General features: G+C 42.8%; 15 protein-coding genes. 5 read left to right on the top strand and 10 right to left on the bottom strand.

Annotated elements, in window-relative coordinates:
* Positions 1-102 precede the first annotated feature (102 nt).
* Positions 103-1,254, bottom strand: coding sequence for a tRNA guanosine(34) transglycosylase Tgt (gene tgt / locus ACT3QQ_RS04505; protein WP_444527092.1), 1,152 nt, complete (start codon positions 1,252-1,254; stop codon positions 103-105).
* 264 nt (positions 1,255-1,518) lie between these two features.
* On the opposite strand from tgt, the gene ACT3QQ_RS04500 reads away from it, so the two are divergent.
* On the top strand, positions 1,519-2,175 hold the full coding sequence (locus tag ACT3QQ_RS04500) for an SOUL family heme-binding protein (RefSeq protein WP_444527091.1): 657 nt from the start codon (positions 1,519-1,521) through the stop codon (positions 2,173-2,175).
* A gap of 64 nt (positions 2,176-2,239) precedes the next feature.
* On the opposite strand, the gene asd is transcribed toward ACT3QQ_RS04500, so the two are convergent.
* Complete coding sequence (gene asd / locus ACT3QQ_RS04495) at positions 2,240-3,373, bottom strand: aspartate-semialdehyde dehydrogenase (protein WP_444527090.1); 1,134 nt, start codon at positions 3,371-3,373, stop codon at positions 2,240-2,242.
* Positions 3,374-3,790: 417 nt separating this feature from the next.
* Here asd and ACT3QQ_RS04490 point away from each other — a divergent pair, with 417 nt between their 5' ends.
* Entirely contained in the window at positions 3,791-4,921 is a 1,131-nt protein-coding gene (locus ACT3QQ_RS04490; RefSeq protein ID WP_444527089.1) for an endonuclease/exonuclease/phosphatase family protein, read from the top strand.
* Positions 4,922-5,398: 477 nt separating this feature from the next.
* Here ACT3QQ_RS04490 and ACT3QQ_RS04485 read toward each other — a convergent pair whose 3' ends face one another.
* Both ACT3QQ_RS04485 and ACT3QQ_RS04480 read right to left on the bottom strand, forming a co-directional pair.
* Entirely contained in the window at positions 5,399-6,790 is a 1,392-nt protein-coding gene (locus ACT3QQ_RS04485; protein WP_444527088.1) for a peptidylprolyl isomerase, read from the bottom strand.
* A gap of 156 nt (positions 6,791-6,946) precedes the next feature.
* Positions 6,947-10,015 carry an LPS-assembly protein LptD gene (locus ACT3QQ_RS04480; protein ID WP_444527087.1) on the bottom strand — a complete coding sequence of 1,023 codons (3,069 nt, stop codon included), beginning with the start codon at positions 10,013-10,015 and terminating at the stop codon, positions 6,947-6,949.
* A 381-nt stretch (positions 10,016-10,396) separates the two neighbouring features.
* Between ACT3QQ_RS04480 and ACT3QQ_RS04475 the strand changes: the two genes are divergently transcribed.
* Complete coding sequence (locus tag ACT3QQ_RS04475) at positions 10,397-11,500, top strand: aminoglycoside phosphotransferase family protein (RefSeq protein ID WP_444527086.1); 1,104 nt, start codon at positions 10,397-10,399, stop codon at positions 11,498-11,500.
* A 46-nt stretch (positions 11,501-11,546) separates the two neighbouring features.
* Positions 11,547-12,284 (top strand): N-acetylmuramate alpha-1-phosphate uridylyltransferase MurU, encoded by a 738-nt coding sequence (gene murU / locus ACT3QQ_RS04470; RefSeq protein WP_444527085.1) that lies wholly within the window; start codon positions 11,547-11,549, stop codon positions 12,282-12,284.
* 323 nt (positions 12,285-12,607) lie between these two features.
* Here murU and cydB read toward each other — a convergent pair whose 3' ends face one another.
* The 6 genes from cydB to ACT3QQ_RS04440 form a co-directional block, all read right to left on the bottom strand.
* A complete protein-coding gene (gene cydB, locus ACT3QQ_RS04465) occupies positions 12,608-13,624 on the bottom strand; it encodes a cytochrome d ubiquinol oxidase subunit II (protein WP_444522326.1) in 1,017 nt (338 codons plus the stop codon).
* Complete coding sequence (locus tag ACT3QQ_RS04460) at positions 13,624-15,120, bottom strand: cytochrome ubiquinol oxidase subunit I (RefSeq protein ID WP_444519459.1); 1,497 nt, start codon at positions 15,118-15,120, stop codon at positions 13,624-13,626. Before ACT3QQ_RS04460 ends, cydB begins: the two co-directional genes overlap by 1 nt.
* 451 nt (positions 15,121-15,571) lie before the next feature.
* Entirely contained in the window at positions 15,572-18,046 is a 2,475-nt protein-coding gene (locus ACT3QQ_RS04455; RefSeq protein WP_444527084.1) for an esterase/lipase family protein, read from the bottom strand.
* 378 nt (positions 18,047-18,424) lie between these two features.
* Positions 18,425-19,549 (bottom strand): tetratricopeptide repeat protein, encoded by a 1,125-nt coding sequence (locus tag ACT3QQ_RS04450; RefSeq protein ID WP_444522324.1) that lies wholly within the window; start codon positions 19,547-19,549, stop codon positions 18,425-18,427.
* 239 nt (positions 19,550-19,788) lie between these two features.
* Positions 19,789-20,427, bottom strand: a complete 639-nt coding sequence (gene coq7 / locus ACT3QQ_RS04445; protein ID WP_444519835.1) for a 2-polyprenyl-3-methyl-6-methoxy-1,4-benzoquinone monooxygenase — start codon at positions 20,425-20,427, stop codon at positions 19,789-19,791.
* Positions 20,428-20,626: 199 nt separating this feature from the next.
* The gene (locus ACT3QQ_RS04440; protein WP_444527083.1) at positions 20,627-21,958 is read right to left on the bottom strand and encodes an MFS transporter; all 1,332 of its coding nucleotides are present in this window, start codon (positions 21,956-21,958) and stop codon (positions 20,627-20,629) included.
* A gap of 464 nt (positions 21,959-22,422) precedes the next feature.
* Between ACT3QQ_RS04440 and ACT3QQ_RS04435 the strand changes: the two genes are divergently transcribed.
* The gene (locus ACT3QQ_RS04435) at positions 22,423-25,929 is read left to right on the top strand and encodes an autotransporter assembly complex protein TamA (protein ID WP_444527082.1); all 3,507 of its coding nucleotides are present in this window, start codon (positions 22,423-22,425) and stop codon (positions 25,927-25,929) included.
* Positions 25,930-25,957 lie beyond the last annotated feature (28 nt).

Below are 25,957 nucleotides of genomic sequence, written 5' to 3'. Positions count from 1 at the left end.
ATTGGGTTATAAAAGCAGCACGAAAAAAAGGGCTTAAGATTATTCTTAAGCCCTTTTTTATTTCAACAGATTTAGATAACAAGTAGTGAATGCTAAACAGGATTAACGCAAGTTTAATTCAGGAACCGTTTGACCGCGTTTGGTATAAAATTCGCTGACAAATTCATCAAATTTATCTTGCTCGATAGCGTCTCTAATACCCTGCATCAAACGTTGGTAGTAGCGCAAATTGTGAATAGTGGCTAGTTGAGCGCCCAGCATCTCTTTGCACTTATTAAGGTGATATAAGTAAGCACGGCTAAAGTTTTGGCAAGTATAGCAGTCGCATTCAGGATCTAATGGGCCTTCATCGTTGCGATATTGGCTATTACGAATGCGTACCACTCCAGCGTTGTCTGTATCGCCTGTCACAAAGTAATGGCCGTTACGGGCGTTACGCGTTGGCATCACACAGTCGAACATATCGACGCCGCGGCGTACGCCTTCAACTAAATCCTCAGGCTTACCAACACCCATAAGATAGCGCGGCTTGTCTGCTGGCATATCATCAGGCAGGTAGTCTAAGACATCTATCATCTCTTCTTTGGGTTCACCAACTGAAAGACCGCCAATAGCATAACCATCAAAGCCAATCTCTAACAGGCCTTCAAGCGACTGCTGACGCAAATCAGGATACATACTGCCTTGTACAATACCAAATAGGGCGTTGGTGCTGCCCAGTCTGTTGTGCTCATCAACACAGCGCTGTCCCCAACGTAGTGATAGCTCCAAAGATTTTTTGGCTTCATCATGAGTTGCTGGATAAGGGGTACACTCATCGAACTGCATGACGATGTCTGAATTCAGGCTATACTGAATCTGCATGGATTTTTCTGGTGAGAGAAATATCTTTGCGCCATCGATAGGGGATTTAAAATTCACGCCTTCTTCGGTGATTTTACGCATCGCGCCAAGGCTAAAGACTTGGAAACCACCTGAATCAGTCAAGATAGGTTTGTCCCAATGCATGAATTTATGTAAGCCACCAAACTTATCAATGACTTCGGTACCCGGACGTAACCATAGATGAAAGGTATTGCCCAAAACAATATCAGCACCAATGGCTTCGATATCACGTGGCAGCATGCCTTTGACCGTGCCATAAGTACCAACAGGCATAAAAGCAGGCGTTTGTACGTCGCCATGATTGAGATGAACTGTACCACGGCGTGCACGCGTTGCACCGCTGGCCGTTTTATGTAAGACAAATTGCATATGATAACCGCTATTTAAGCTATGAAAATGGCGCTAATTATAGCATTGTTAGCGATTTTTTTGGACATGGATATTCAGCGCTAACGATATATGGTCAGTATATGTTTCGGTAACTTTATTTAATGTCGCCTTGTTATAACCAAAAAACACAGAGAGTACGTTAAAAGACACAGACAGGGCTGACGCTGTATTGATACAGTAGAAATTATACAAGTGAGGTAATAGTTATTGCCAAACTACGCTTTTAGACGCTGGAGACACAATATGAAAAAAACAGGGTATTTATTATTGGCAGGTGGATTATTGTTAATATCGAAAGGGGTGGTAGCTGCTGAGACAGAAGAGCCAGAGTACACGTTATTGGCACAAACAGATGACTTTGAGTTGCGTCGCTATGATGAGCAACTAGTAGCGCAAACATGGGTGAGTGGTGACCAGGACTCAGCAAGTCGTGAAGGGTTTAAAGTGTTAGCGGACTATATTTTTGGTAACAACACAGCACCAAGTGGAAGTAGTAGTAAGATTAGTATGACTGCACCTGTCACGATGCAAGCTGATAGCACAGACAGCAGTGAGTCACAGAAAATTGCGATGACAGCACCAGTCAGTATGCAACAGGAAGATGGTAAGTGGCGCGTACAATTTACGATGCCTAGTCAATATACGATGCAAACATTGCCTAAGCCAAACAATCTAAACGTTGAGATTATAGAAGTACCCGCACAGACGTACGGTGTGATTAAATTTTCAGGGTTGGCAGGTAGTAAAAAAGTCGCAACTAAAACGGCAGAATTACAATCTTGGATGGAAAGTCAAAAACTAAATGTGACAGGACAACCTGAATTAGCGCGTTATAATCCACCTTGGACGCTACCATTTTTACGTCGCAATGAGGTGATGATTGCGTATCAACCCGAGTAGTAAGCAATCCATAAAAAAAGACAGCAATTGCTGTCTTTTTTGTGCTTAATTTAGGATGTCTGCGTTAGACGTTTTGCTCACGGATGATGTTAAGCATACGGCGTAATGGCTCAGCAGCACCCCACAATAACTGATCGCCAACAGTAAATGCGCCTAGATACTCAGGGCCCATATTAAGCTTACGCAAGCGGCCAAGGGCAACGGTTAGGGTGCCGGTGACGGCTACTGGAGTTAGACGATCCATAGTGGATTCTTTGTCATCTTCGACTAAGTCTAACCACTCATTACCACTGTTTTTGAGAGCAGCTTCGATCTCTTCTAGTGGAATGTCTTTTTTGAGTTTGATCGTTAGGCCTTGTGCATGACAGCGCATAGCACCGACACGTACACACATACCATCAATAGGAATTGTACTGGCTTCGTCGTTACCTAGAATTTTATTAGTCTCAACGCCGCCTTTCCATTCTTCTTTTGACTGCTTGTTCTCTAGCTGCGCATCGATATAAGGAATCAAGCTACCTGCAAGTGGTACACCGAAGTATTGCTTAGGGAAATCTATTGAGCGTTGAGTCTGAGCGATTTTTTTATCAATCTCAAGAATAGCACTAGCAGGGTTGGCCAACTCGTCTTGGACAGCATCATGTAATACACCCATGCCATTGATGAGTTCACGCATATTGTTTGCACCAGAACCACTAGCGGCTTGATAAGTCATCGCGCTGACCCATTCAACCCAGCCCTTGTTAAACAGCTCACCGATAGCCATCAGCATCAACGACACTGTGCAGTTACCACCGATAAAGTCTTTTTTGCCATTGGCTAGAGCGCTATCAATGACAGCACGATTGACTGGATCTAGAATGATGATACTGTCATTTTCCATACGTAATGTACTTGCTGCATCAATCCAATAGCCGTTCCAACCACTATCACGTAATGGTTGATGAACTTTTGACGTGTAGTCACCACCTTGACAAGTAATAACGACATCACAAGCAGCAAGTGCTTCAATATCATGAGCGTCTTTTAGTTGGCTGGTTTCAATACCATCAAACTTTGGTGCATCACCACCAGCATTACTGGTAGAGAAAAACACAGGCGTGATGCCATTGAAGTCGTTCTCTTCCTGCATACGTTGTATCAGTACTGATCCTACCATACCGCGCCAGCCTACCAAACCTACTGTTAAATCACTCATGAAGTTCAATCCTATTTACAATTATTTGTTGCATCGTCAACCGATAACAATGCCGTGAATAGCGCGAAAAAGCAAGGCGTTTCGGCCATTATTTGGTCGTTTTCGATACACTATTTACTATGTTGACTATAACTTTAAGTTATTACTACTGAAGAAGTACTTGGCTATCTAGCGACCTCAAAAACATAATATTCAACAAAGCGTTCATTATACCGAGTGAGCTGATATTGTAACGTTTTATGATAGTTGTCGCATATTTGAGACTCATCAGTAGGCGAGAATCTTTCGAAATGATAAAGTAAGTCTCAAGCATTGCTTTTTTAACATTGATTGAATTGCCACCACGCTATTTTTTATAAAATAAAAGTTTAACCAATATATATCATCAACACTCCAATCAACGGTTAGTATCTACTTATGGATCTATCACTATTATATTATGCCCTACAAGGTCTAGCAGGATTCATCGCATTTGTCACAATGTGGGGCTGGTTGCCGCTGGATAACTGGTGGGTACGTGGCGTTGAGTTTCCACGCATTCAAATAATGGTGCTTGGGGTTATCGCTTGGGTCGGTATGATGATGTTTTTCTCAGAGTGGGAGCTATGGCAGTGGGTATTGTTTGTTGTGTTAAGCGGTACATTAACATTTCAACTGAGAATGGTACTGCCTTATACCAAACTGTGGAAAAAAGAAGTCCAAAAGGCAAAGGACAAGCCCGAAGGACAAGCGCATCAACTAAAACTGATGGTATCAAATGTATTGACGCCCAACGATGAAACGCAAAAACTGGTTGATTTGGTTAAGCAAAAGCAGCCGGATATTTTAATTACCCTTGAGAGTGACAAAAAATGGGAGCAAGCCTTACACCAGATTGAGCCTGATTATCCTTATACAGTGAAAGTACCACTGGATAATTTGTATGGCATGCATTTGTATTCTAAGCTTGAGCTTATCGATCCTGAAATTAAATATCTGATGATAGATGACATACCTTCTATTCATACGCAGCTGTGCTTGCAAGGGGGCCGTGTCGTTTGGCTATATTGTTTGCACCCTATGCCGCCTAGCCCAACTGAAGCGGATAAATCTACCACGCGCGATGCTGAGCTACTCATGGTAGGTAAACATATAAAAGAAAACAACCAAACCGCGATATTGGCAGGTGACCTTAATGATGTGGCATGGTCAAAAACCACTCGTCGTTTCCAGCGTATCTCTGGACTGTTAGATCCTCGCATTGGTCGACATTTTATTAACACTTTCCATGTTAAATATCCATTCTTACGCTGGGCTTTAGATCATATTTTTCATAGCGCTTGCTTTACGGTAGTTGATATTCAGCGTATGCCATCTATAGGGTCTGATCATTTTCCTGTGATGACTACTTTGCAATATGAGCCAGAAGAGACAAGCAAGCAAGAGGGCAATACGCCTACTGCACAAATAGAAGATATCCAAGAGACTGATGATAAAATCGAAGAAGGAAAAAAAGAAGGCGAAAAAGTTTCAGAAGAACATAAAAAAGAGCAACGCAGTTTTGGTTGATAAAAGAGGCTATTTATCAGCTGTCATATATAGAGATGACGTAAGCATATGCTTACGCAAAATAGAGTCTTTAGCTTCTATCGGCACCAAATTCATTGGCCTATAATACAGTCATCAACACAAGGATATGCATGGATGTGGTGTTGAAACAGTATGAATAAAAGCACAGGTCAGCCCGCTGTCTTAAATAATACTGTTAAATGACTTAGGATGAGTCAGCATGGAAGAGAGATAATAACAACAACATGAAGTATTGAAACCCTGAACCAATCGCCCTAGGTTCGGGGTTTTTCTTTGTGTATAGGTTATGGTTTGGCAAAGTTCAGAATATTTATCTTTGAGGTGTTTTCAAAGCGCGCAGTTAAATATTTAACTGCGCAAATAAAATAAGGGTATATGCAATGGCATATACCCTTATTTTATTTAAATAGATTCAATACTTTTGCTAACTTAGTGCCATTAGCTTATTGCAATACATTAGCCAAGTATCTGAATGTAAGCGCCAGCACGTAGCTCTTGTAGCCAGTCTTCTTGAGCTTGCGGGGCTAGGCGTTGATACAGTGCTTGACGCGCCATATTACGACGATATTGCTCGCTAATATCTTGTTCACGCTGCCCTTCAACTTTTAGGATATGCCAGCCAAATTGTGTCTTAAACGGTGCTGAGTAGTCACCAACTGCTGTATTCTTCATTGTGGCTTCAAATGGCCCAACCATATCTTCTTCGCTAACCCAATCAAGATCACCACCACGTCCAGCAGAACCTGGATCGTCTGAATACGTCGAGGCTAGGCTAGCAAAGTCAGCACCGCCACGAAGTTGCTCGTACAAATCATTGATTTTTTGTTCAGCAAGCGCATCAGTCTGTAGATCATCGACTTTTACCAAAATATGGCGAGTATGCCACTGTGGTACTAGCATTGTATTACTGGCTTTTTTATCAGCAAGCTTGATGATATCAATACCTTCAGGAGTTAATAATGGCTCGCTTACGGTACCAACGTCTAGCTTAGTAATTTTGCTAGACAGCTCTGTCGGTAAAGAAGCGGCCTTATGAAAGCCCATGTCTCCACCTTGTAATGGAATTGGATAGCTACCTTGGCTAGCAGCAACAGCTTCAGCGACATTGACGTTTGGCTCAAGCAAACGTGTACGCAAGGTTTGCGCAACTTTTAATGCTTCTTCACGTTGAGCCGTCGACAAACGACTATAATCATCTATATAAGGAACACGTACGTGAATGGTTTGATATTCACTTTGGTTCAGGCGCTTAGCTTCAGGTGAGGCCAGAAACGCATCAATATCTTGCTCGCTAATACGTACTCGGCGAGTAATTTGACGCTGTTGTAACGCTTGAATAGAAGCTTCTTCGATCAGTTGAGCACGTAGATTGGCATAACTGCCAGGTTGCGCTGCATCTAAGCGTTGCTGCAATGCCGAGATGCTATTAAGCCCTTCAGCTTGAGCGATTTGAGCAAGACGTTGATTGATCTCTGCTTCATCAGCAGATACCCCAGAGCGCTTCGCCATTGTCAACTGCAACTCACGTAAAATAAGCGCGTTTAACACCTCAGACTGCAACTGTGCTGAATTGGCAACAGGCTCTCCAGCAGCTTTTGCACGAGCTTGGGTTTGCTCGATAGCATTGACCAGTTCGCTTTTCAAGATAGCACTTTCATTGACCAAGGCGATAATACCGTCTGTGCTATTGGCTGGCGTCAAACGATTAACTGAGTTTTGCGTAGCAGAGGCAGAAGCTTGAGCCGCTTCAGGTTCGACAGTAGCAGCGTTGGCACTTAACGTAAGCGTAAGGCCTGCCATAGATAGCAATACTGCTCTGCTAGTCTGACGTAAAGAAAAAAATCTCATGATGCTCCTCATCAATGTCATTGCATCGGATGGTAGTCGGTCAACTCTATCCAATACTCTTAATAATAAAATATTCGACAGCGTTTCCCTTAATAGGGGTTCAAATCGTGTCTTATAAATATTTATGTAAATAACGCTAATCTAGCAAAAAATTGGTTAGTCTTTCCAAGCTGTCTGCACAGGTTCAAAGCCCAAAATCTTATCAGCAAGCAATCGTGTCAAGCGGCTGCTACCACTGCCAAGGCCGTTTAATCTAACTTCTGCCATTATGGCTTGTGTCGGCTTATCTTTCACGTTTAAGTCATTGTAATAGCGGCGACCATAAACAGCAAAGCCGAAACAGCAATCTTCGTAATCAACGCCGATGAGTGAATCAAGCATTCTGTCGCTGTCAAGATCATATTGTCCTTGAGCCAAGATACGCCAACTGTTATTAATAGGGAAAACAGCGGAAGCGGTAAACGCCGACAATGGTAACTGATCGGTGTTGTCATCACGCTGACGTTTGACATAACCCACATTGAACAAGCTATTGTCTGATGGCTGATAACGCAGTTCAGTCGTAATATAGTTTAAGTCATAATTACTGGTTAAGGCACCGCTGACATCAACCCAAAAGTTATTGTAAGGCTGAGTGCTGGTATCCCATACCATACCTGAAGAAGACGAAGTGAAAACTGGCTGATCGTCGTCAAGTGTTACACGTCCATCATCTAGATAGAACTGTTCTGCAATGCTACCATCAAAACGTGTCACACCCGTTGCATCGATGTAACGATAATTGACGCCAGGCGTAATAGAATGTAGATCCTGCAAACGATCATGACCTAAAAACCAACTGTCTGAAAATAGCTGCTCATAGTTAATAGAGGCAATACGCGTATTAAAGTTAGGGATGTCATTTTGGTTCTCATACGGCGAGTACGTATATTTTACGCGCGGGCTAAGTAAACGATAGCCGCCCATCGTATCGTCAAAAGCGCCAAATGGTGAACCTGCTTGGTAAAAATTAAGACCAGCATCAATACTGGCTTGCGGAACAAAGACAGATTGATTGCCATCTTCTTCACTAAGTTGGTTATCCGCTAAGCTATCTTCATCATATGAGGTATAAAGATGCTGCAAGCTAAGTTTGGGTTTGATGTAACCCCAAGAATTTTCCATCGGATAGGCAGCGCTTAGTTTATTATAAATGCGTGTGCCACTCTTCTCATTTTCAGAGCCGTCATCGATAGATTTTTTGAAGTATGCAGAGTCGTGAACACCAGTAATATCGAAGTGCTCGGCCCAAGGTAGTCGATAATTTAATTTGAGTTGTGGCAATCGTGAGTACGGCTTATCTTTATCTTCCAACGCCTCGCCATTATCAGTAAAAGCATCTAGAGTCTGAAAAGTTTCTACTTTTAACTCACCATCGACATAATCGTTGTAATAATTGACGCGAGCACGACGTGGTAAGTTTAAGGTATTATCCGATAAGCCCAACGTATCAAAATCATCAAGGTAATCGGCATCCGATACATAGTTGTATTCGGCATCAGCACTCAACCGTGGAATGCTTTTTGATGACCAAGTGTGGTCATAAAACAAGCTGGTACGATCTTCGTTATCATACTCTTTATCGTTTGGTAAGTATGAACTGTTTAAAACACCTTCCCCATAGTTTTCAGTCAAATAGCGGAACTCTCCTGATAGCATAGGGTTACGATCAGTATAGATATGTGTATTAAGGGTGGCATCATAGTTAGGTGCCAAGTTGAAATAGTATGGAATATCAACTTCAAGGCCATTTTCACTACTGACGGTAGCACTTGGCAATAAAAACCCGCTACTACGACGGCTGTCTATCGGAAAGTTAAAGTAAGGAAGGTAAAAAACAGGTATGTCAGCAACACGGAAAGTTGTATTGTACGCTTCGCCGCGCCCCGTATCGGTATCTAGATCGATACTTTTGGCTTCAAACTGCCATTTACGGTTGGTAGGTGGGCAGGTGCTAAACATAACCTGATCCAACTCGTACTCATTATCGTTGGGTCTGTTTAAGTGTTTGGCATAGCCGTGTGCTTGCAGTCCAACACTGGCAAACGCCACATTATTGGCCGTTGATTGACCAGTTTCAGTATTATAATTTAAGCTGTCCGCCACACCAATGAGGCCACCTTGTGCCGCTCTATCATTAAAGCCGGCCTGCCCATTGCGCGTACGTTGTATAGGCTGTCCAGTCGCATTATCTGTAAACATCACCTTGCCTTGAGCAGCAGCAACGCCATTGTCCAAGTCAATCATGACTTGTTCTGCTTCGATATGCTGAGTACCTTGATCTATTTTCACATTGCCAGATAGCTCAGCATAATTGACATTGTTGTAATAACCGTAATCAGACTCGGTAAATAATGGGGCCTGATTGTTCGGAACGCTAGCCACATTTGGTGCTGGTTGTCCGTTTGCATTACCTGTTTCATTCACAGCACGTTGGTAATTGGGATTGCTCTGCGGATGTACCCACTGGCCTTCGCAGCGTTGAGCACTGTTCACGGCATTTGGCAACAGACGTAAGTCTCTACCGACCTTTGGAATCGTCTGTGCCGCAGGCATGGCGTTGTTATGAGCATTGTTCGTTTCAGCACTGCTAGTTTTTTCGACGTTGTTTAATGTAGAAGTGTCGGTATCTGGTGTCAGCTCATAAAACTCTGCTAAGCGCATCAGGCTGGCTTGAATACTCTCATCATTAAGATCTAGTTTGCCATTATCTGTTGTTATCGCTTTAGGAACAAAGGCGTTGCTATCTGCCTCAGCACTATTTGTTTGATCACGGGTTTCTGTATCTAAATTAGCAGAATTAGAAACTTCACTGCTAAAGGTGTCAGAGTCAGTAGTTTCATCAATACCTGTAATGTTTAGGTCGTTGTTCTCCGAGAATCTGCTCTCTAACGCAGTATCATTCGATACAGGTGCATTATTCGTATTAGCAAAATTAACATTATCCTGATAGCTATCATTTAGAATATCTGTTTCTTGATAGCCGTCAATATTTTGGGTGCGACTAATATTATCAGCGTCAGTCGCTACACTATTAGAAACATAGCTGCCCGTACTGTCCGTAGTGAGTGGTTCAGTTTTTTGCGTATTGGCATCACCAATGGCAGCACTGACAGTTAGACTAGATAAGCCTAAGGCACCAAATAAGATCAAGCGGATGCTTTGGTAAAGCGGAGAATATAACAAGGGCACACCTATGATTGCAGAGCTTATTGGATTGCATGACTGAGTTTAGTAGCGGTATCACCGAACGATATAAAGTAGTGAACGAGCAACTAAAATATGACTAATGTATTCTCAAAAATTTGGATGTTTTACATATAATGACGACTAATCATAGTCAAAAAAAACCAAATCAGCTACACTATTTACCAAAATTTATAATATAGCCATGCTGATTTTTAAGTAGCGACAGCGATTCTATCCGATATTAGGTATTGAATGATATAGCAATACGTCTATGACAGCCTGTATAGCACTGCCACATATCGCTATTTTAGCAAGTATTTGTCTGACTTATCACTACTTTAATTATTTATGATTTATATTTAACCAGCGATGCCCAATATGACTGACAAAACGCCTTTAGAGACTGATATGATCGAAGAGAACAACAACCGCCAACAGCAATTAGAGCAATGGTTACAACAAGTATTTTTAGATCAAACATTTAGTCTAGACAGCTTACCTGGCGACGCTAGTGCGCGCCGATATCATCGAATCGAGTTGTCAGAGACAGATAAGAGCGCCAACAAACATTATATCGTCATGGACTCCGCTGACGAGCAGGATGCGATGCTGCAGTTTATCAATGTTGCTAAACTGATGTCACCCGCTGTCAACGTGCCGACTTTGACTGCACAAAATGTAGAAAAAGGATTTTTAGTATTACAAGATTTTGGCACAGTAGAATTTGCCCACTTGCTTGTCGATGCAACTGCAGGCCAAATTAATGACTACTATCAGCTAGCAATGCAGACATTAGTCGCGCTACAAACGGTACCAGTAGAAACAGCAAGGTCGCAACACCAGCTGCCAGATTATGACACAGCATTATTAGACCGTGAGATGGATTTATTTAGTGAATGGTTTATATCTTATATTGGTGTAGCGCTAAATGAGCAAGTCTGGGAGAATCTAAAAGCCGCATTAGTGAATGAGGTTTTACGACAGCCACAAGTAGTGGTCCATCGTGATTATCACAGCCGCAACCTCATGCAAGATCAAGCAGATAAATCTCAGTTGGGGGTGATTGATTTCCAAGATGCCGTCATTGGATCGTATGCTTATGACTTAGTGTCGTTAGTACGTGATGCTTATGTCGATTGGCCAGATAGCCAAATATCTACATGGATTAGTGAATTTTGGCAGTTACAAAAACAAAAATCATTAACTACTGCTGATAACGTGGTGCAGTTTGAAAATGATGTGAATGTCATAGGCGTACAACGTCACCTAAAGGTACTAGGGATTTTTATTCGATTGTCTGAGCGTGATGGCAAAGATCGCTATTTGGCGGATATCCCTAAAGTTATGCGCGATTTAATTATTGAATTAAACTGGCTTGCCGAGCATGGCAGTGATGAGCTAAAGCAATCAATCAATCCTTTTCATCAATGGCTACAAGAGGCAGTGCTACCTGCTTATAAAGAGAAGTTTGCCTCAGCGTAGATAACGCTCAGCTAAATTAATTTAAATAATAAAAATAGGAGCGCAGATGTCTACCTCTACGATTACACAAGCCATGATTTTGGCAGCGGGTAAGGGCACACGCCTACGTCCGTTAACACTTGAGACGCCGAAGCCTTTGGTTGAAGTCGCTGGTCAACCGCTTATTGTTTGGCATATTAAAGCCTTAAAAGCAGCGGGTATTACTGATATCACGGTCAACGCGTCATGGTTAGCAGATAAGTTAATGGACACGTTAGGCGACGGTTCACAGTACGGCGTAAAGCTGCACTGGTCAGTAGAAGACGATGAACCACTTGAGACAGCGGGCGGTATTTTTCGGGCCTTGCAATCAAGTAAACTAAAGGATGAACCATTTATTCTGGTGAATTCTGACGTCTGGACTACCTATGACTTTTCTCAATTAACAGACTATACGTTGGGAGCGGATCAGCGTGCGCATTTATTATTGATTGATAACCCAGAGCATAATAATGGTGGCGACTTCGCAATTAATAACGGTCTTGCTAGTGAGCAGCCGATCGGCGATGCGGACAAGTATACCTTTGCTGGTATTAGCGTAATGTCACCGAAATTGGTAGAAAGCCTGGTGTCAGGGCAGCCTGCGGCTTTAGCACCATTACTAAAGCAAGCAATGATAAAGTTTCAGATCACTGCTGAAGTGACGACAGACAATTGGATAGACGTGGGGACATCTGAGCGCTTAGTACAGGTCAATGAGTTTATCGAACAGAATGATATCGAGCATCAAGGTAAACCAGGCTGATGAATTCGAGATAAATAAAAAGCAGCGTCGATTATTCAACGCTGCTTTTTTATGTATGTAGAAATAGTTGTCATAGCAGTTTTAGATACTACGTATGATTAGGCAATTATACTAAACACCCATGGCCATTTTTATTAGCTGAGCAATGGTAAACACCACTAAAAACCCTGCCACATACAGACCCAAAAACCATGCCCATTGTGATTGTTTTTTACTGAACTTTTTCATAGAGATCTCCTGATTAGCGTATGAAGTGTGGCTACCATCTATAAACGATGATAGCCATCCCTTTTAGCTGATCCGTTACCTGCCGCGATTAGCGACTAGTACATTGGATTGTGATCAGATTTACCTTTAAAGGTATAGTAAGCAAATGCTGTATAGCTCAAGATAATCGGTAACATGATACATGCGCCAATTAGCATAAATGATAATGAAGTATCAGCCGCAGCCGCTTCATAAATCGTCATTTGATACGGTACGATATAAGGGAATATGGCAAAACAAACCCCAATATAACCCATTAAGAATAGAGCCACCGTTAATAAGAACGGACGATACTCACGCTCAGTTTTTAAGTCTTTACGCATGATAAAGAATAAAAGCATGACGATGATAGGCATAGGAGCGAGGTATAACAAATCTGGGAAACCAAACCATCCTTCTAATGCATCGATGTCTGAGAAGTACATAAATGCTGTGACTACAACCATCGCAACCAATAAAGCAATGAGCATCCATTTAGAAACTTGGCGTGCCCATACTTGTAACGTGTGCTCTGTTTTTATGATGAGCCAAGTAGAGCCAAGCAAGGCATAGCCGATAATCATGGCAAATCCACACACTATAGAGAAAGGTGTGAACCAATCAAAAGGGCCACCAGTATATAAACGGTTACTGGCTTCTAATCCTTGTACTAACGCCCCAAGCATAATACCTTGAGAGAAAGTAGCAATGACTGAGCCGACAAAGAAAAAGGTGTCCCATACATGCCTACGTGCAGACGACTTGAAGCGAAACTCAAATGCTACGCCCCGCATGATAAGACCGAACAGCATGGCAGTTACTGGCAAATATAGACCTGTCATGATGATGCCATAAGCAACTGGAAACGCTGCGAATAGTCCACCACCACCTAGTACTAGCCACGTCTCGTTACCGTCCCAAAATGGCGCGATTGAGTTCATTATACGGCTACGGTTTTTATCTGAACCTGCAAATGGGAATAGGATACCGCAGCCTAGATCAAAGCCATCAAGCAGTACATAGACAAAGACAGATAAAGCAATCAAACCGCCCCAAATGAGAGGTAAATCTAATACATCACCGAAGTTAAACATTAGCGTAACCCTCCATCATCGACATCATTTGTAGGCTCATCTAAGCCTTCTTCAGTACTTTTAGCAGGGTTACTATCACCACTTAACGTGCGACCTTGACTTTCGGTCACTGAATGTTCGTAGAAGTTGTCTTCTGCGGGATCTGTGTAAGGCTTAGGCCCTTGAGCAATCAAGCGCAAGATATAAAAACTGCCTGCACCAAAGACAAATATGTACAGTACGATAAAGCCAATCAACGTGGTAGCTACTTGTTGTGCCGCAAGTGGGGACATACTTTCAGCAGTGCGAATGACACCATAAACCGTCCAAGGCTGTCGCCCTGTTTCAGTGACGAACCAACCTGCTAATAAGGCGATAAAACCAAGTGGTGTCATCATCATCCACGCTCGGTGGAACCACACACTGTCAGTATTGAACTGCTGTTTTTTGAAGTATTTATACAGACTAAATAAGCCGACTAATACCATTAGCGTACCAATACCAACCATGATACGGAACGCCCAAAACACGATAATCACTGGTGGTTGGTCTTCAGGCGCCCAGTTTTTGAGGCCTTTAATTTCACCATCTAATGAGTGAGTGAGGATTAGCCCAGATACGTAAGGAATAGCGACTTCATATTTGTTGGTCTGGTTTTCTTGATCGGGGATTGCAAACAAGCGTAATGCGGCACCGCGCTCATCCTCCCAAATACCTTCCATCGCAGCAACTTTAGCAGGTTGATGCTCAAGTGTATTTAAACCATGCTCATCACCAATCAATACCTGCGCAGGCGCAACAAAGATGGCCATAATCATTGCCATACCTAGCATTACACGGCCGTGTGCGCGATGTTCAACGTGTTTTTTAGATTGAATATAATATGCGCCGATACCACCAACAACAAAAGCAGTTGTCAAAAATGCGGCGGTCATCATATGAGCATAACGGTAAGGGAACGATGGGTTGAAGATAATTTCAAGCCAGTTGGTTGGATAGAGCAGGCCATCTGCACCCATCATAAAACCTTGAGGGGTCTGCATAAAGCTGTTGGCAGCCAATATCCAAAAACCGGAAATCAATGTACCGATAGCAACAATGGCTGTTGAAGCAAAATGCATGCGTTTGCTCACGCGGCCCCAACCAAATAGCATAATACCCAAGAAGGACGCTTCTAAGAAGAACGCTGTTAATACTTCATAGGCGAGTAAAGGACCTAGAACGTTACCGGCTTTATCAGAGAATACTGCCCAGTTAGTACCGAACTGGTAGGACATTACCACGCCCGATACCACGCCTAAACCAAAGACAACAGCAAATATTTTTACCCAGTGCTTGTAGACTTCAGCATAGATAGGTTTACCAGTTCTCAACCAACGAAACTCAAGTACCGCAAGCCAGCTGGCAAGTCCAATAGAGAAGGCGGGGAAGACAATATGGAACGAGATAACAAAAGCGAATTGGATACGCGCAAGCATCAGCGCATCCATCTGGTCAATCATAAATGTAGCGAACATAAAAGGTTACTCTCATCTGTTAGCTGAATAGCGCTGACTTCCATACAACGCTCAAGTAACTGTCCGTAACTATCCATAGATCAAAGCGGCAAGCATTACGGGCAATAGCTCAGTGTCATGAGCTTAGCACTATTAGGCATAAATTGTGGCTAAGTCTGCGATTCACTGTTTAGCTGAATTGAATAATTTATGTCCTTATAAATTTATATATTACTGTCGTGTGCTATAGATATATTATGCGCCTACCTATATACACACGCAAGCAACCTAACCCGTTAGTTGCAGACCTAAGAGTCATCAAAATAACATAAATCAAACATTGAAAAATAAAATTAATATTATTAAAAACAAAGTAGTACGCGTGAGAATGCTGCTTATTTGAAACCTATAACCTCAACTTAAAGGTTACGATTCATACGTCAAAAACATTATGAAATAACAAAAATCTACATCATTCTTGAAGCTGCTTATGCAAAATTCTTCGCAATGTCAAAATAGTCTGCGGGTTGGTCTGAATACTATGACCGCCATTGATGATGGTTTCTGATGCAGCCCCATCTAGATGGGCACTGCTATAGGGAACGATACCATCTGATAATCGCTCAGTCAGTGCTTGACTGATATCATCATTGACCGTTACAGCAGCAACAAGTGGCTCTGATGGTAGTTTTGATGTCTCAGTATTGTCGCTGACATCCACGCTCGCCGTTTCATTTCCAGAATTGTCTTCTACCGCTTGAGACAAATCGATTTTGGCACCGTTTGGTTGCGTTTGTGCGAGCCCTTTAGTGATATCAGCATCATTATTAGCAATAATGGAATGGTAGGTAATACGCTCATTCATAGTTAGGTTTTTGGTTAACTCTATAAAAGAGGACTTGTCACTTAATTGGCTAGCCCCGTTTTGTAAATACAGCGCGCCTAGTGGGTTTTGCGCCAAATCACCTTGTGTAGCAATCGTTGCTAAGTTATCTGTGACTGTCTTAACCAGACCTACAGGTAAGTAAACGATGCGGCGTAATGCACGGGTAAACCAACGATCTGCATAATCCGTACCACGGAAAGGTGCAGATAGAAAAACAGCAGTGTCTACCTGCGGTAATGCTTGTAGCTCAAAGCGTTCTTTTAACTCATTTTCGCCAAAAGAAGTCCTTAGCGCGTTACGGATTTTCTGTTTTTCACTGTTGGAGAGCATATCTTTATCATCGAGCTTATCCAAATCATTGACTAAATTTTCGTCAGATAGCATCATACGAGCGATGACGGCACCCATACTGTGACTGATAATAACACTGTTTTGACTGGCACGATTTTGCCCGTTGGGATCAGTTTGCTGATATGTACTGTTGATCAACTGCTGAATCTGGTAGCGATTTTCTAAAATAGGCAGGTTGGTTGGATAGAATATTTGCCAAACTTGGTAATTATCGCGCAGCTTGTCATCATTGAGAATATCGTTGGTTAGGTTGACCCACGTGGCTGGGCTAGAGGCTAGCCCGTGCAACATAATCAACACGCGCTTATCAGGGTCATAGGGCTCGAGCATGAAGAGTTTGGGTAGCTGAGCATCTGGCTGGCGAGTAATCAAGTTTAAATAACCGACGCCATCTAACTGGTTTTCTGATAGCCATAATCCGTATCCTGCTGAAAAATTGGCTGCCAGTGGGTAGTCATCGTTGAGGATGTTGACGGATTCAGTTTGGTACGGATTATACAAATGAACATCAAGCTTACGACTACTCAGAACGTCTAATACGCTATCGCCATCCGGCTTAATCAGACCAGTCAATAACAAATGTCCAGTAGGGTAAATACGTGAGCTTGGCTCACTATCGTCCGTGTTTTTCTTCTCATTTGTCAATCGACCAGATAAGGACGCGGCTAATAACTGACGGATTGTAGTGGTATAGCGATCATCCAATGATGCCACTAAGCTGATGCCTAAGCCGGGGCGCTTACTCACTGAGTTTAGGCCAGAGAGCCGCAGCTGATAAGTAGATGTTAGATCTGCCAGAGCAGAAGTTTGTTTATGGGCATTTTGCAGATAGTTGTTTTCGTTGGGTAAATAAATACCAAGGTTGTAGTCATCTACTGTTACTTTCATGACTTTAACTTGATCTATTGCTTTACCTTTTAGCGGTGGTCGATTGGAAATTGCTGCCTCATTGCTATTATCACGCTTGGTAGACGTGATCGGCAGATACTCTACTGTTGTATTACCCATCAACTTGTTAGTGTTTTCAGTTGATTGATAAATTTGAGTAACAACGTCGTTACTAGCAGCGTTGTAAATATCTTGGGTTTGAATATCGTTATCATTTGGAATACGGTTTTGCGTATGAGCACTACTACTTTGCCCAGCACCTTCAAAGTCATGGGTCAAACTGTCATAGAACAGATAGGTGTAGCTATATTTGACGGCATCAAACAGTCTTGCTTGATAATCGGTTAAACACAGATCAGTCTCTTTTTGTTGCGTTTTGGCATCTTCATCACTTAAAGGAGCATTGGCGTAATACGGATCAAGCGGTGGACGTGCAAGCGAATTACGGCAACTCTCTGAATCAGATAATTGACGTGCTTTTGCATAATGTAGTTCTGCAAAAATAGCCAAAGCAGGGCGATAATGCCGGTTGAGCATACTGTCAGAAAGCTGAGTCAAACATAAGTTAAATTGCTGCATACAGGCTTGTTCATTCAGTCCTGCTGACAGTAAAGCAGATGCTGTATCACTGCTTAGCGCGTTGTCAGTGACTATATTGCCGCGCTGAGCAGAGATCGTCTTGGCAGTGGCCTGTTTATCTACCGTCACCGTACTACATGCTGGTAGCAATACCGCTGCTGCCAAAATCATAAGCGAAGTAATGGGCAGGGTTTTTTGATTAATATGCATTACTGTCTGTTTGCTGAAGCCCGCGAGAGTCATAAGTCAGTCCAATGAATGGTAGTTATGAGAGTATAAGTAATGAAAGTAGCAGCTGATAATGAGTGTAGCGCAACTCTTGGCGTTAGACTATTCATTTGAGGATATATAAAGGCATGTTTTAAAATGAATGCATTTCTAATAGCCGAAAAAAAGCGCTTTTGTTTTATAAATCTAAAACAAAAGCGCTTGGTATTTTAATCTTAAATTATTTATTAAGGCATCTATTGGTTAGCGCCTTTATCTATTTCTATTGGTTAGCGCCTTTATCTATTAAAGGTATTGTCGATTAAAGACTTATCAAGTAAAAGTCTTATGAATCTAACCCTCAACCCTCAACCCTTAAAATTTTAATTACTAGGCTCAACGAATATAGCGTTTCTATGCACTTGGTTTTACACTGATATCAGGAGCAGGAATATCCCAAATATAGAACTTACCTTCTTCAACGAGTTTGATTTGTTGAGGAATGACAGTGTTGTTAGGATGTTGCCCTTCAAGCCGACGTAATCGCTCTAATGCATTCTCACGGCGGTCACTAAGTAAATCTGACTGTGCCAAACTTTGTTCCGCTTCGGTATATCCTAGAGATACCGCTTTATCTAGATACTTTTGACCTTCTTTAAACCCGCCACCTTCTGATAGCATCATGCCATATAAGAAATTAGCCTCACCACTGTCAGGTTGCAGCTTGATCGCGCGATCGACATACTGACCACCACGTACCGTATAGTCTGAACCCAAGTCTAAGTTACGGCCCATACCGTTTAGTTTGGCGGCACGGAGCAATACATCATAAGAAGCGTTTGGCGACTTAGCATATGGTTCGATCCAATCAGCCAATACTTTGATTTTCTCACGCGTATAATGACGCTGCGTGCGGTTAGGGAAGTTTGGTGGATAGTGGCGCGCATTAGGGGTTACGTCAGCGATAAAATCATCTAATAAACTGACATCAAGCTTGTCAGTACCTAGCCCTTTTTGTTGCGGGATCAGTACGGTTTTGACAAAGCTCATGTCCGAGAGCTGTACTTGCGGTGTAGGAATATTAGAAAGCTGTCCGCTACGCAGATCGATACCAGTAGCTGTCATTGGACCAGGCTCATAAACGCGAGTCGTGCCGTTCATGACAGGTGCAGCGGCAGGGGTCATCATTTGCGGTGTTTGAGGCTGAGCAGTACTGGCAGATGCGTTGTTTTGCTGAGTATTGCCTAGCTGCATGTTAGTTGTTTGCGAATTAGTCGGCTGGCCGTTACTAGCAGAGGTTGCTGGCAAGCTTGTCTGTGCAGTGTTGGATTGAGCAGGGCTGATAGCTGCATTAGGGCGAGCAAGACGGATCACACGTTTGCTTGAGTCCATTGCACTAGGTACAGCTGTTGCAGTGGCATCAGTTTCTGCCGCATTCACAGGTGCAGATAACAGCATGGCACAAGTTGCTGCCATGACGGTCAATGTTGCAAACTTCGGTGACTTAATAGAGTGGCTACTAGGGAGAGTCGCTTTCATAAAAATCGTTACCTTATTTAATTTATTTGGTTGTTATTCATTGATCGGACGGTAATATAAATAGCGCATTACTGCAAAATCGTACAAATTTTTAATACCGTAGCAAATTAAGCTTCAGGCTATCTATGGTAGGATTGTTAATCGCTAGAATTAAGTACACCTACGTAAATTAGTGAAGCTAATGATGATTAAAAAATTAGCGACAGCAGCAGCTAATAACAGTGTTTACAAATGGTAAGCTATAAGTGATAAGCGGTATCTTTCATACGATTTGCCATCCATCGCATGGTTCGACGTACCGGAGGTGACAGGGCAGCGCCGCCACTTGCAAGTGCAAGTTCGCGATGGTGTAGCTCTTCCTTATCCATCTGGGCTAGTATTTCTTTTGAGCGCTGATCATGTTCAGGTAACTGCTTGATATGATCCTGTAGATGCTCGCTAACCTGCGCTTCTGTCTCCGCTACAAACCCTAGACTAAACTCATTCGAAATCGCGCCTGCTACCGCACCAAGTCCAAAGGACATACCGTACCAAAGCGGTGTAAATACGCTGGCATGGCTACCAAGCTCACTTAAACGAGTCTCACACCAGACCAAATGATCGACCTCTTCTTCGGCTGATTGCTGCATAGCTTGTTTGACACCACTATCTTTTGCAGCAAACGCCTGGCCATGGTATAGACCTTGCGCGCATACTTCACCTGTATGATTGATACGCATAAGACCTGAAACGTGCCGCGCCTCTGTGATGGTTAGCTCAGGAATCTCATCGCTACTGACGGGCAATGGACGCGTACTTGGATTGGAATTTGGCACGACAGCCCGTAATGCCTTATCGACCCCAAGTAACAACTGGTCAATTTTAGATAAAGGACGCAGGGTCATAATTCACTCCTGATGGTGTTAAAAACTGTCAATAAAATAAAGTGTGTTACCGTCCAAAAGCAACGGTATTATGCATCTTACTATAACGAGCAGTCCAAATAATCTGCTCGAATATTGCGGTCTAGATAGTTCGTAAATAACTCATAGATAGTCGCGAACTGCGATAGCTATCATAACGATGATTAGACTGTATTTACGGAACTATACCGTCGTTGGTTTGAATAACGGCATGCTTAACGTGTTTGTTGAGTTTAATATATAAAAACGTGCCAAATACGATATTTAGTAGCCCTGTCACTAGGAACAGCTGCGGTAGCGTAAACCCTAACGTGTTTAATATAACAATGGCAAAAATCGCTGATGTAACCATAAATATCGCGTTAAAGATATTATTCGCCCCGACAATGCGTGCTCGGTGACTCTTAGGTGCATAGGCTTGCATAGAAGCATATAGCGGTACGATATACAAGCCACCACTGAATCCTAACAAGAACAAATCCGCAAAGACGCGCCAGCTACCACTTATATTAAACAAATCACTAATGCCAAGTAATGTGTCATTATTCACATTTATGTCTAAACCTGAAAGCGAAAAATACAAATCAATAGCAAAGATACTTAATCCAGCAATACCGAAAGGCAATAAATGCAAGCTGACTTTGTTTTTGGTTAATGTTTTACACATCACTGAACCGATTGACACGCCAACAGAAAACAATGTGAGCAAGAAAATAACGACTGACTCATCACCAAGCAAAATAACTTTGCTGAACTCTGGTACTTGGGTCAAAAAAGTCGCGCCATAAAACCAAAACCAGCTATTACCAAGAATGATACAAAATAAAAAAGGCAGAGAGTACAAGTAGCGTACAGTCGCTAAGCTAGTTGTAATGATATTCCAGTTAATCTTTAGGTTAGGCTGCATCGCTGGCATATTAGGAATATAACGTGCAGCTAAGTATCCCAAAACAGCGACAACCAAAACCGTGGCGCTAATCCAATACAGTGATTGTGATAGCTGAGTCAAAACACCAGCGACAATCATACCGACTAAAATAGCCAGCGAAGTACCCATCTGAAAAAGGCCGTTGGCGCCGACCAGCTCATCTTCTTTCATTGCTTGCGGCAGATAAGCGTATTTAATCGGTCCAAAGAATGTCGAATGTGTGCCCATCAAAAACAATGCGACAAATAGCAGTGCATACCATTCGAAGACGAAGCCCACCGCAGCAACGGTCATAATGACCAGCTCAAGTAGTTTGATAAACTGTGTGAGCTTTGATTTTTCATACTTATCAGCAATCTGTCCTGCTAAAGCTGAAAACAAAAAGTAGGGCAGGATGAATAACATGGCGGCCAAGTTATTAAGGATGCTGACCTCTACTCCCAATTTGCTGGCGGCAGTATAAGTCAGCATCAGTATGAGTGCCTGCTTAAAAACATTGTCATTAAAGGCGCCCAAAAACTGGGTAAAAAACATAGCGCTAAAACGACGGCGCTTAAATAACTGAAACTGGTTGGACATGGACATTCCTACAGATAAATCGCGGCTGATGAAGAAAGGAAGGGCGCTGAATGACAGGTATTGTGTGATAATAGTCACAAATTTTATCAAAAATTATATCAAGGTACGGCATAGGTTTTATCAATATTAAGCCGTATAATAGCAAGGCTTCGCTGAAAATACATGCAGTCAATGCTATGATTCGATATTTAACTAAGTTATGATTTATACATTTTATGTGATGGCGTTGTAGGCTATAGACAGTAGTGAAAACAAAAGTGCAATTCATCAACACTGTCTATAAGCTATCAGGTTTACAAGGCAGTAGACACACAGCGTGGAAATCGACACTATAGATAACCAGTCGTAAAATTCAAGTAGTAAACCATTAATTCTAGATAACTGCTATAAGTTTATTCACCGGTCAGAATCGACGATTGTTATCGTTGATAAGATTGTGCCGCGTGAGCTGACAGGACGTAAAGATGATAAAGCAGCCTTCAACTCGAGCATGCAAGGGTCTAATGATGCAGCGTGACACGATCACAATCAAAAATGATAGTAATAACTTAGGTACGTATTCAGTAGAAACGCGTACAAATTTTAGACGCTCAGCACTGTGCACTGCCCTTGCGACCAGTTTGGTCGGTATGGCACCTACGGCGATGGCAGAAACTACCAATAGTGTAGATAATAACGCTATCACTAGTTCATCTGCTGTTGACCAAGTGGACAGTAATCAAACGGTTAGTAACTCAAGTAGCGACAGTCAAGCTGCTAGCGATCAGGCATCTATCAATGCAGTAACCCTGTCAGATGATGATACTCAGTTAGATATGGCTCTAGATGCGTTACGCCTAAAAAAAGCAGTAGAACAAGGTATCATCGATCAGTCAGTATTGGACGACTATAGCGAACAGAGCTTGGGAATTAAAAAACCTAACTTGACAGAGTCAGACTCTACAAGCTCGACAACGCAAAATACCAGTGCCCAAAACTTATCTTCTCAGAGTAGTAGTTCACAAAACACAACGTCTCAAAGTAATAGTTCTCAAGACCTAGATGCTTTTGCTGAGAATCCAAGCACTCCATATAATCCAAATAATGATCAGTCAATCGCTTCTAACGACGAGTTGTTGCAACAAGCAACCGCGATCCAGCAGCAAGGCTATCAGATGATGACGCCTGAGCAGATCGATCTTGAGCTAGCGGCAATAGATGCGCAGAACGCCCAAGATATTGATAGTATGAATTTCAGCAACAACGACAGTGATTTTGATGCGCCAATTGCGACATTGGATGATACGACATCGCCAATCGGTCTCGATGTAGAACTAGATGCGGCAAACTTGCCAGCGCCTAGCAATCTTGATACGTTGGGTAGAAATGAAATAATAGAGGAACAGACATCCACAGATGGCGTGGTGTCACGTCCTATTGAGGTGAGTGGTGAGGTAATAATCGGTACGAATGAGCCTGCCAATGGAGAAGGTACGACAACAGATATTATTAATCCTAATGACTATCTACCAGATTATCAAAATGATACTCAGGCCGTCGACCAAAGTATCGAACAAGCCAATAGACCACGGCCACGAGCGCGAAATAGAGGTAATATCGTCACGCGTCTCTACAATCGCTTGTTCAACGATGGTGGCGTGGTGGCTTTACCAAATGTAGAAACCACTGTTTATCTAGAGCAGGTATCAGCTGAAGACGCTCCCGATGGTGAGGCTAAGCTCGTCGAGGCTGACAATGATATTCAGCCGATGAAAAATATTAAAGCGGCGCTTGATGATACGTCCGTTCAGTCGGTCGTTGACTTTACTGCGGCATTGCCACGTTTGCGTGAAACGGCACAGAATGCTGCCAAAGCCGTTGGTTACTACGAGGTTGAGCTGCGTTTGACCCAGCCTGATCGTGATACAGTCAATGTTGTGATTGAAGAGTTGGGCGAGCCTGTACTGGTAGACAGCCGTATTATTGATATTCGTGGTGAGGGCAGTGAGCAAGAAGAGTTTGTAATGCTTGAGACAGATTTGCCGCCGCAAGAAGGCGATATTTTCAATCATCGCGTATATAAGAGTAGCAAGGTGGCTTTAGAGTCTCTAAGCAATACCTACGGGTATTTTGACCAGTACTGGTTGAACAAATCCGTGGATATCATCTTACCGGACAATAAAGCAGATGTTTCGTTGGTTTATAACACCGGTGATCGCTACGAATTTGATGATGTAGTGTTTTTTACGTATGACAGAGAAACTAATACGTTAACCCAAGACCCTGACAAGCTACCAGTAGAGCTCTCATTATTACAACAGCTCTATGGCTTTACGCCGGGCGAGCCGTTTTATGGTCCATCAGTCACAAAGTTCAGTAATGACTTGTCAGCAACTCGTTACTTTAATACAGTCAACGTTGAGTCGATACTACCGCCAAATGATAGTAGTGAAGCTGGTACCTTAGCGTTTGATAATGCTGCTATCGATGACAACGCTACATTGGATGACGATATTAACAACGTTGACAATGATGGCATCCCGAGTCTCAGTAGCAACGATGTCGCAGTCGCCTCAAACGTGACTGATAGCACAGAAGATACGGTTAATGATAATAGCGATATAGGTGCAGAGAGTGATAATACTCTAAGTGCTAGTAGTGGCGAGATGGTCAATGAAGCGGATATCGCTGCTATTGATTTTGAGGCCGATGAAGCGACCCTTGATAAATTGCAAGCTATCAGACAAAAAGCAGAGCGGTTAAGTAGCTTGCCGAATGACCGTGTGCTTGATGAAAAAGAGCAAGAAGCTGAAAATCTACTGGGTAAAATCAGTGATTCAATCAGTAATGTCGCACAAAAGATATTCCCTGATGAAGAGAGTCTGATCGCTGATGAAAGCTTTGTACCACCAACCCTAGATGGACGTAAAACACCACAAGACGTTGCAGAAAGCAAGAAAGTACCGCTATACGTTTTTGTATACGCGGATAAACCGCGTGATGCTCAGGTTGGTCTTGGCTATGGCACAGATACTGGCGTTCGCGCAACCGCAAAAATAGACTATAACTTGATTAATCGTCAAGGCTACCAAGCAGGTGCAGAGGCAGAAGTGTCGAGAATCAGCAAGAACGTGGCTGTCTATGCCAGTCGACCATGGAAACACCCGCTTAATGATAAGTTAGATGGGCGTCTGACCTATGAAGAGGAAGTGATTGACCAAGGTGAAGGTAACTTCGATCTATCGACTAGAACACTAAAAGCGGCTTTGGCACGTAATATCCGTAGTGATACTGGCTGGAATCATAGCTACTCTGTGCGTTACCGCTTAGATGAGCTTGAGACAGGTGTTGATGGTGCAGAGCTAGATGATCTTCCTATCCGCTTTACCTCTTCAAGTCCGAAACAGCGCGCGCTATTGTTTGGCTACGGTGTCAATAAAACAGATACTGACAACGCTACCAACCCAACGCAAGGTATGCGCCAGTACTACTCAATTGAGGCTGGAACTGATGGCGCATTCAGTGATACCGATATGGCGATCATTCGTGCAGGCGTTAGTGGTATCTATAGCTTTGGCGAAGACAAGAAGCATCAAGTATTAGGTAGTGCCAATGCAGGTTACATCTGGGCAGATGATTTTTATGACGTACCTTATAAGTTGCGTTTCTTTGCAGGCGGTGATCAGAGTATTCGCGGTTATGACTACGAGAGCTTGTCACCACTGGACAAAGGCTATTTGACGGGTGGGCAAGTACTCGCGGTTGGTAACGCTGAGTATAACTATGAATTCAAACCAGGTTTCCGTGGCGCATTTTTCACTGATGTCGGTAATGCTTACGACGAAGATTTTGACACTGAGACGAAAGTCGGTGTCGGTGTCGGTATTCGCTGGGCATCGCCTGTAGGGATGGTGCGTGTCGATGTGGCTGCTGGCGTGACCGAAGAAAGCATTCCAGTACGACTACACTTCTTTATTGGTTCACCGTTATAATCGCTTAATGTAGTAGCTCTAAATGTTC

Origin of the sequence: Psychrobacter sp. AOP7-A1-24 (assembly GCF_052376235.1) — a bacterium.
GTDB lineage: Bacteria > Pseudomonadota > Gammaproteobacteria > Pseudomonadales > Moraxellaceae > Psychrobacter.
This window is presented reverse-complemented; position numbering and strand designations above follow the sequence as displayed.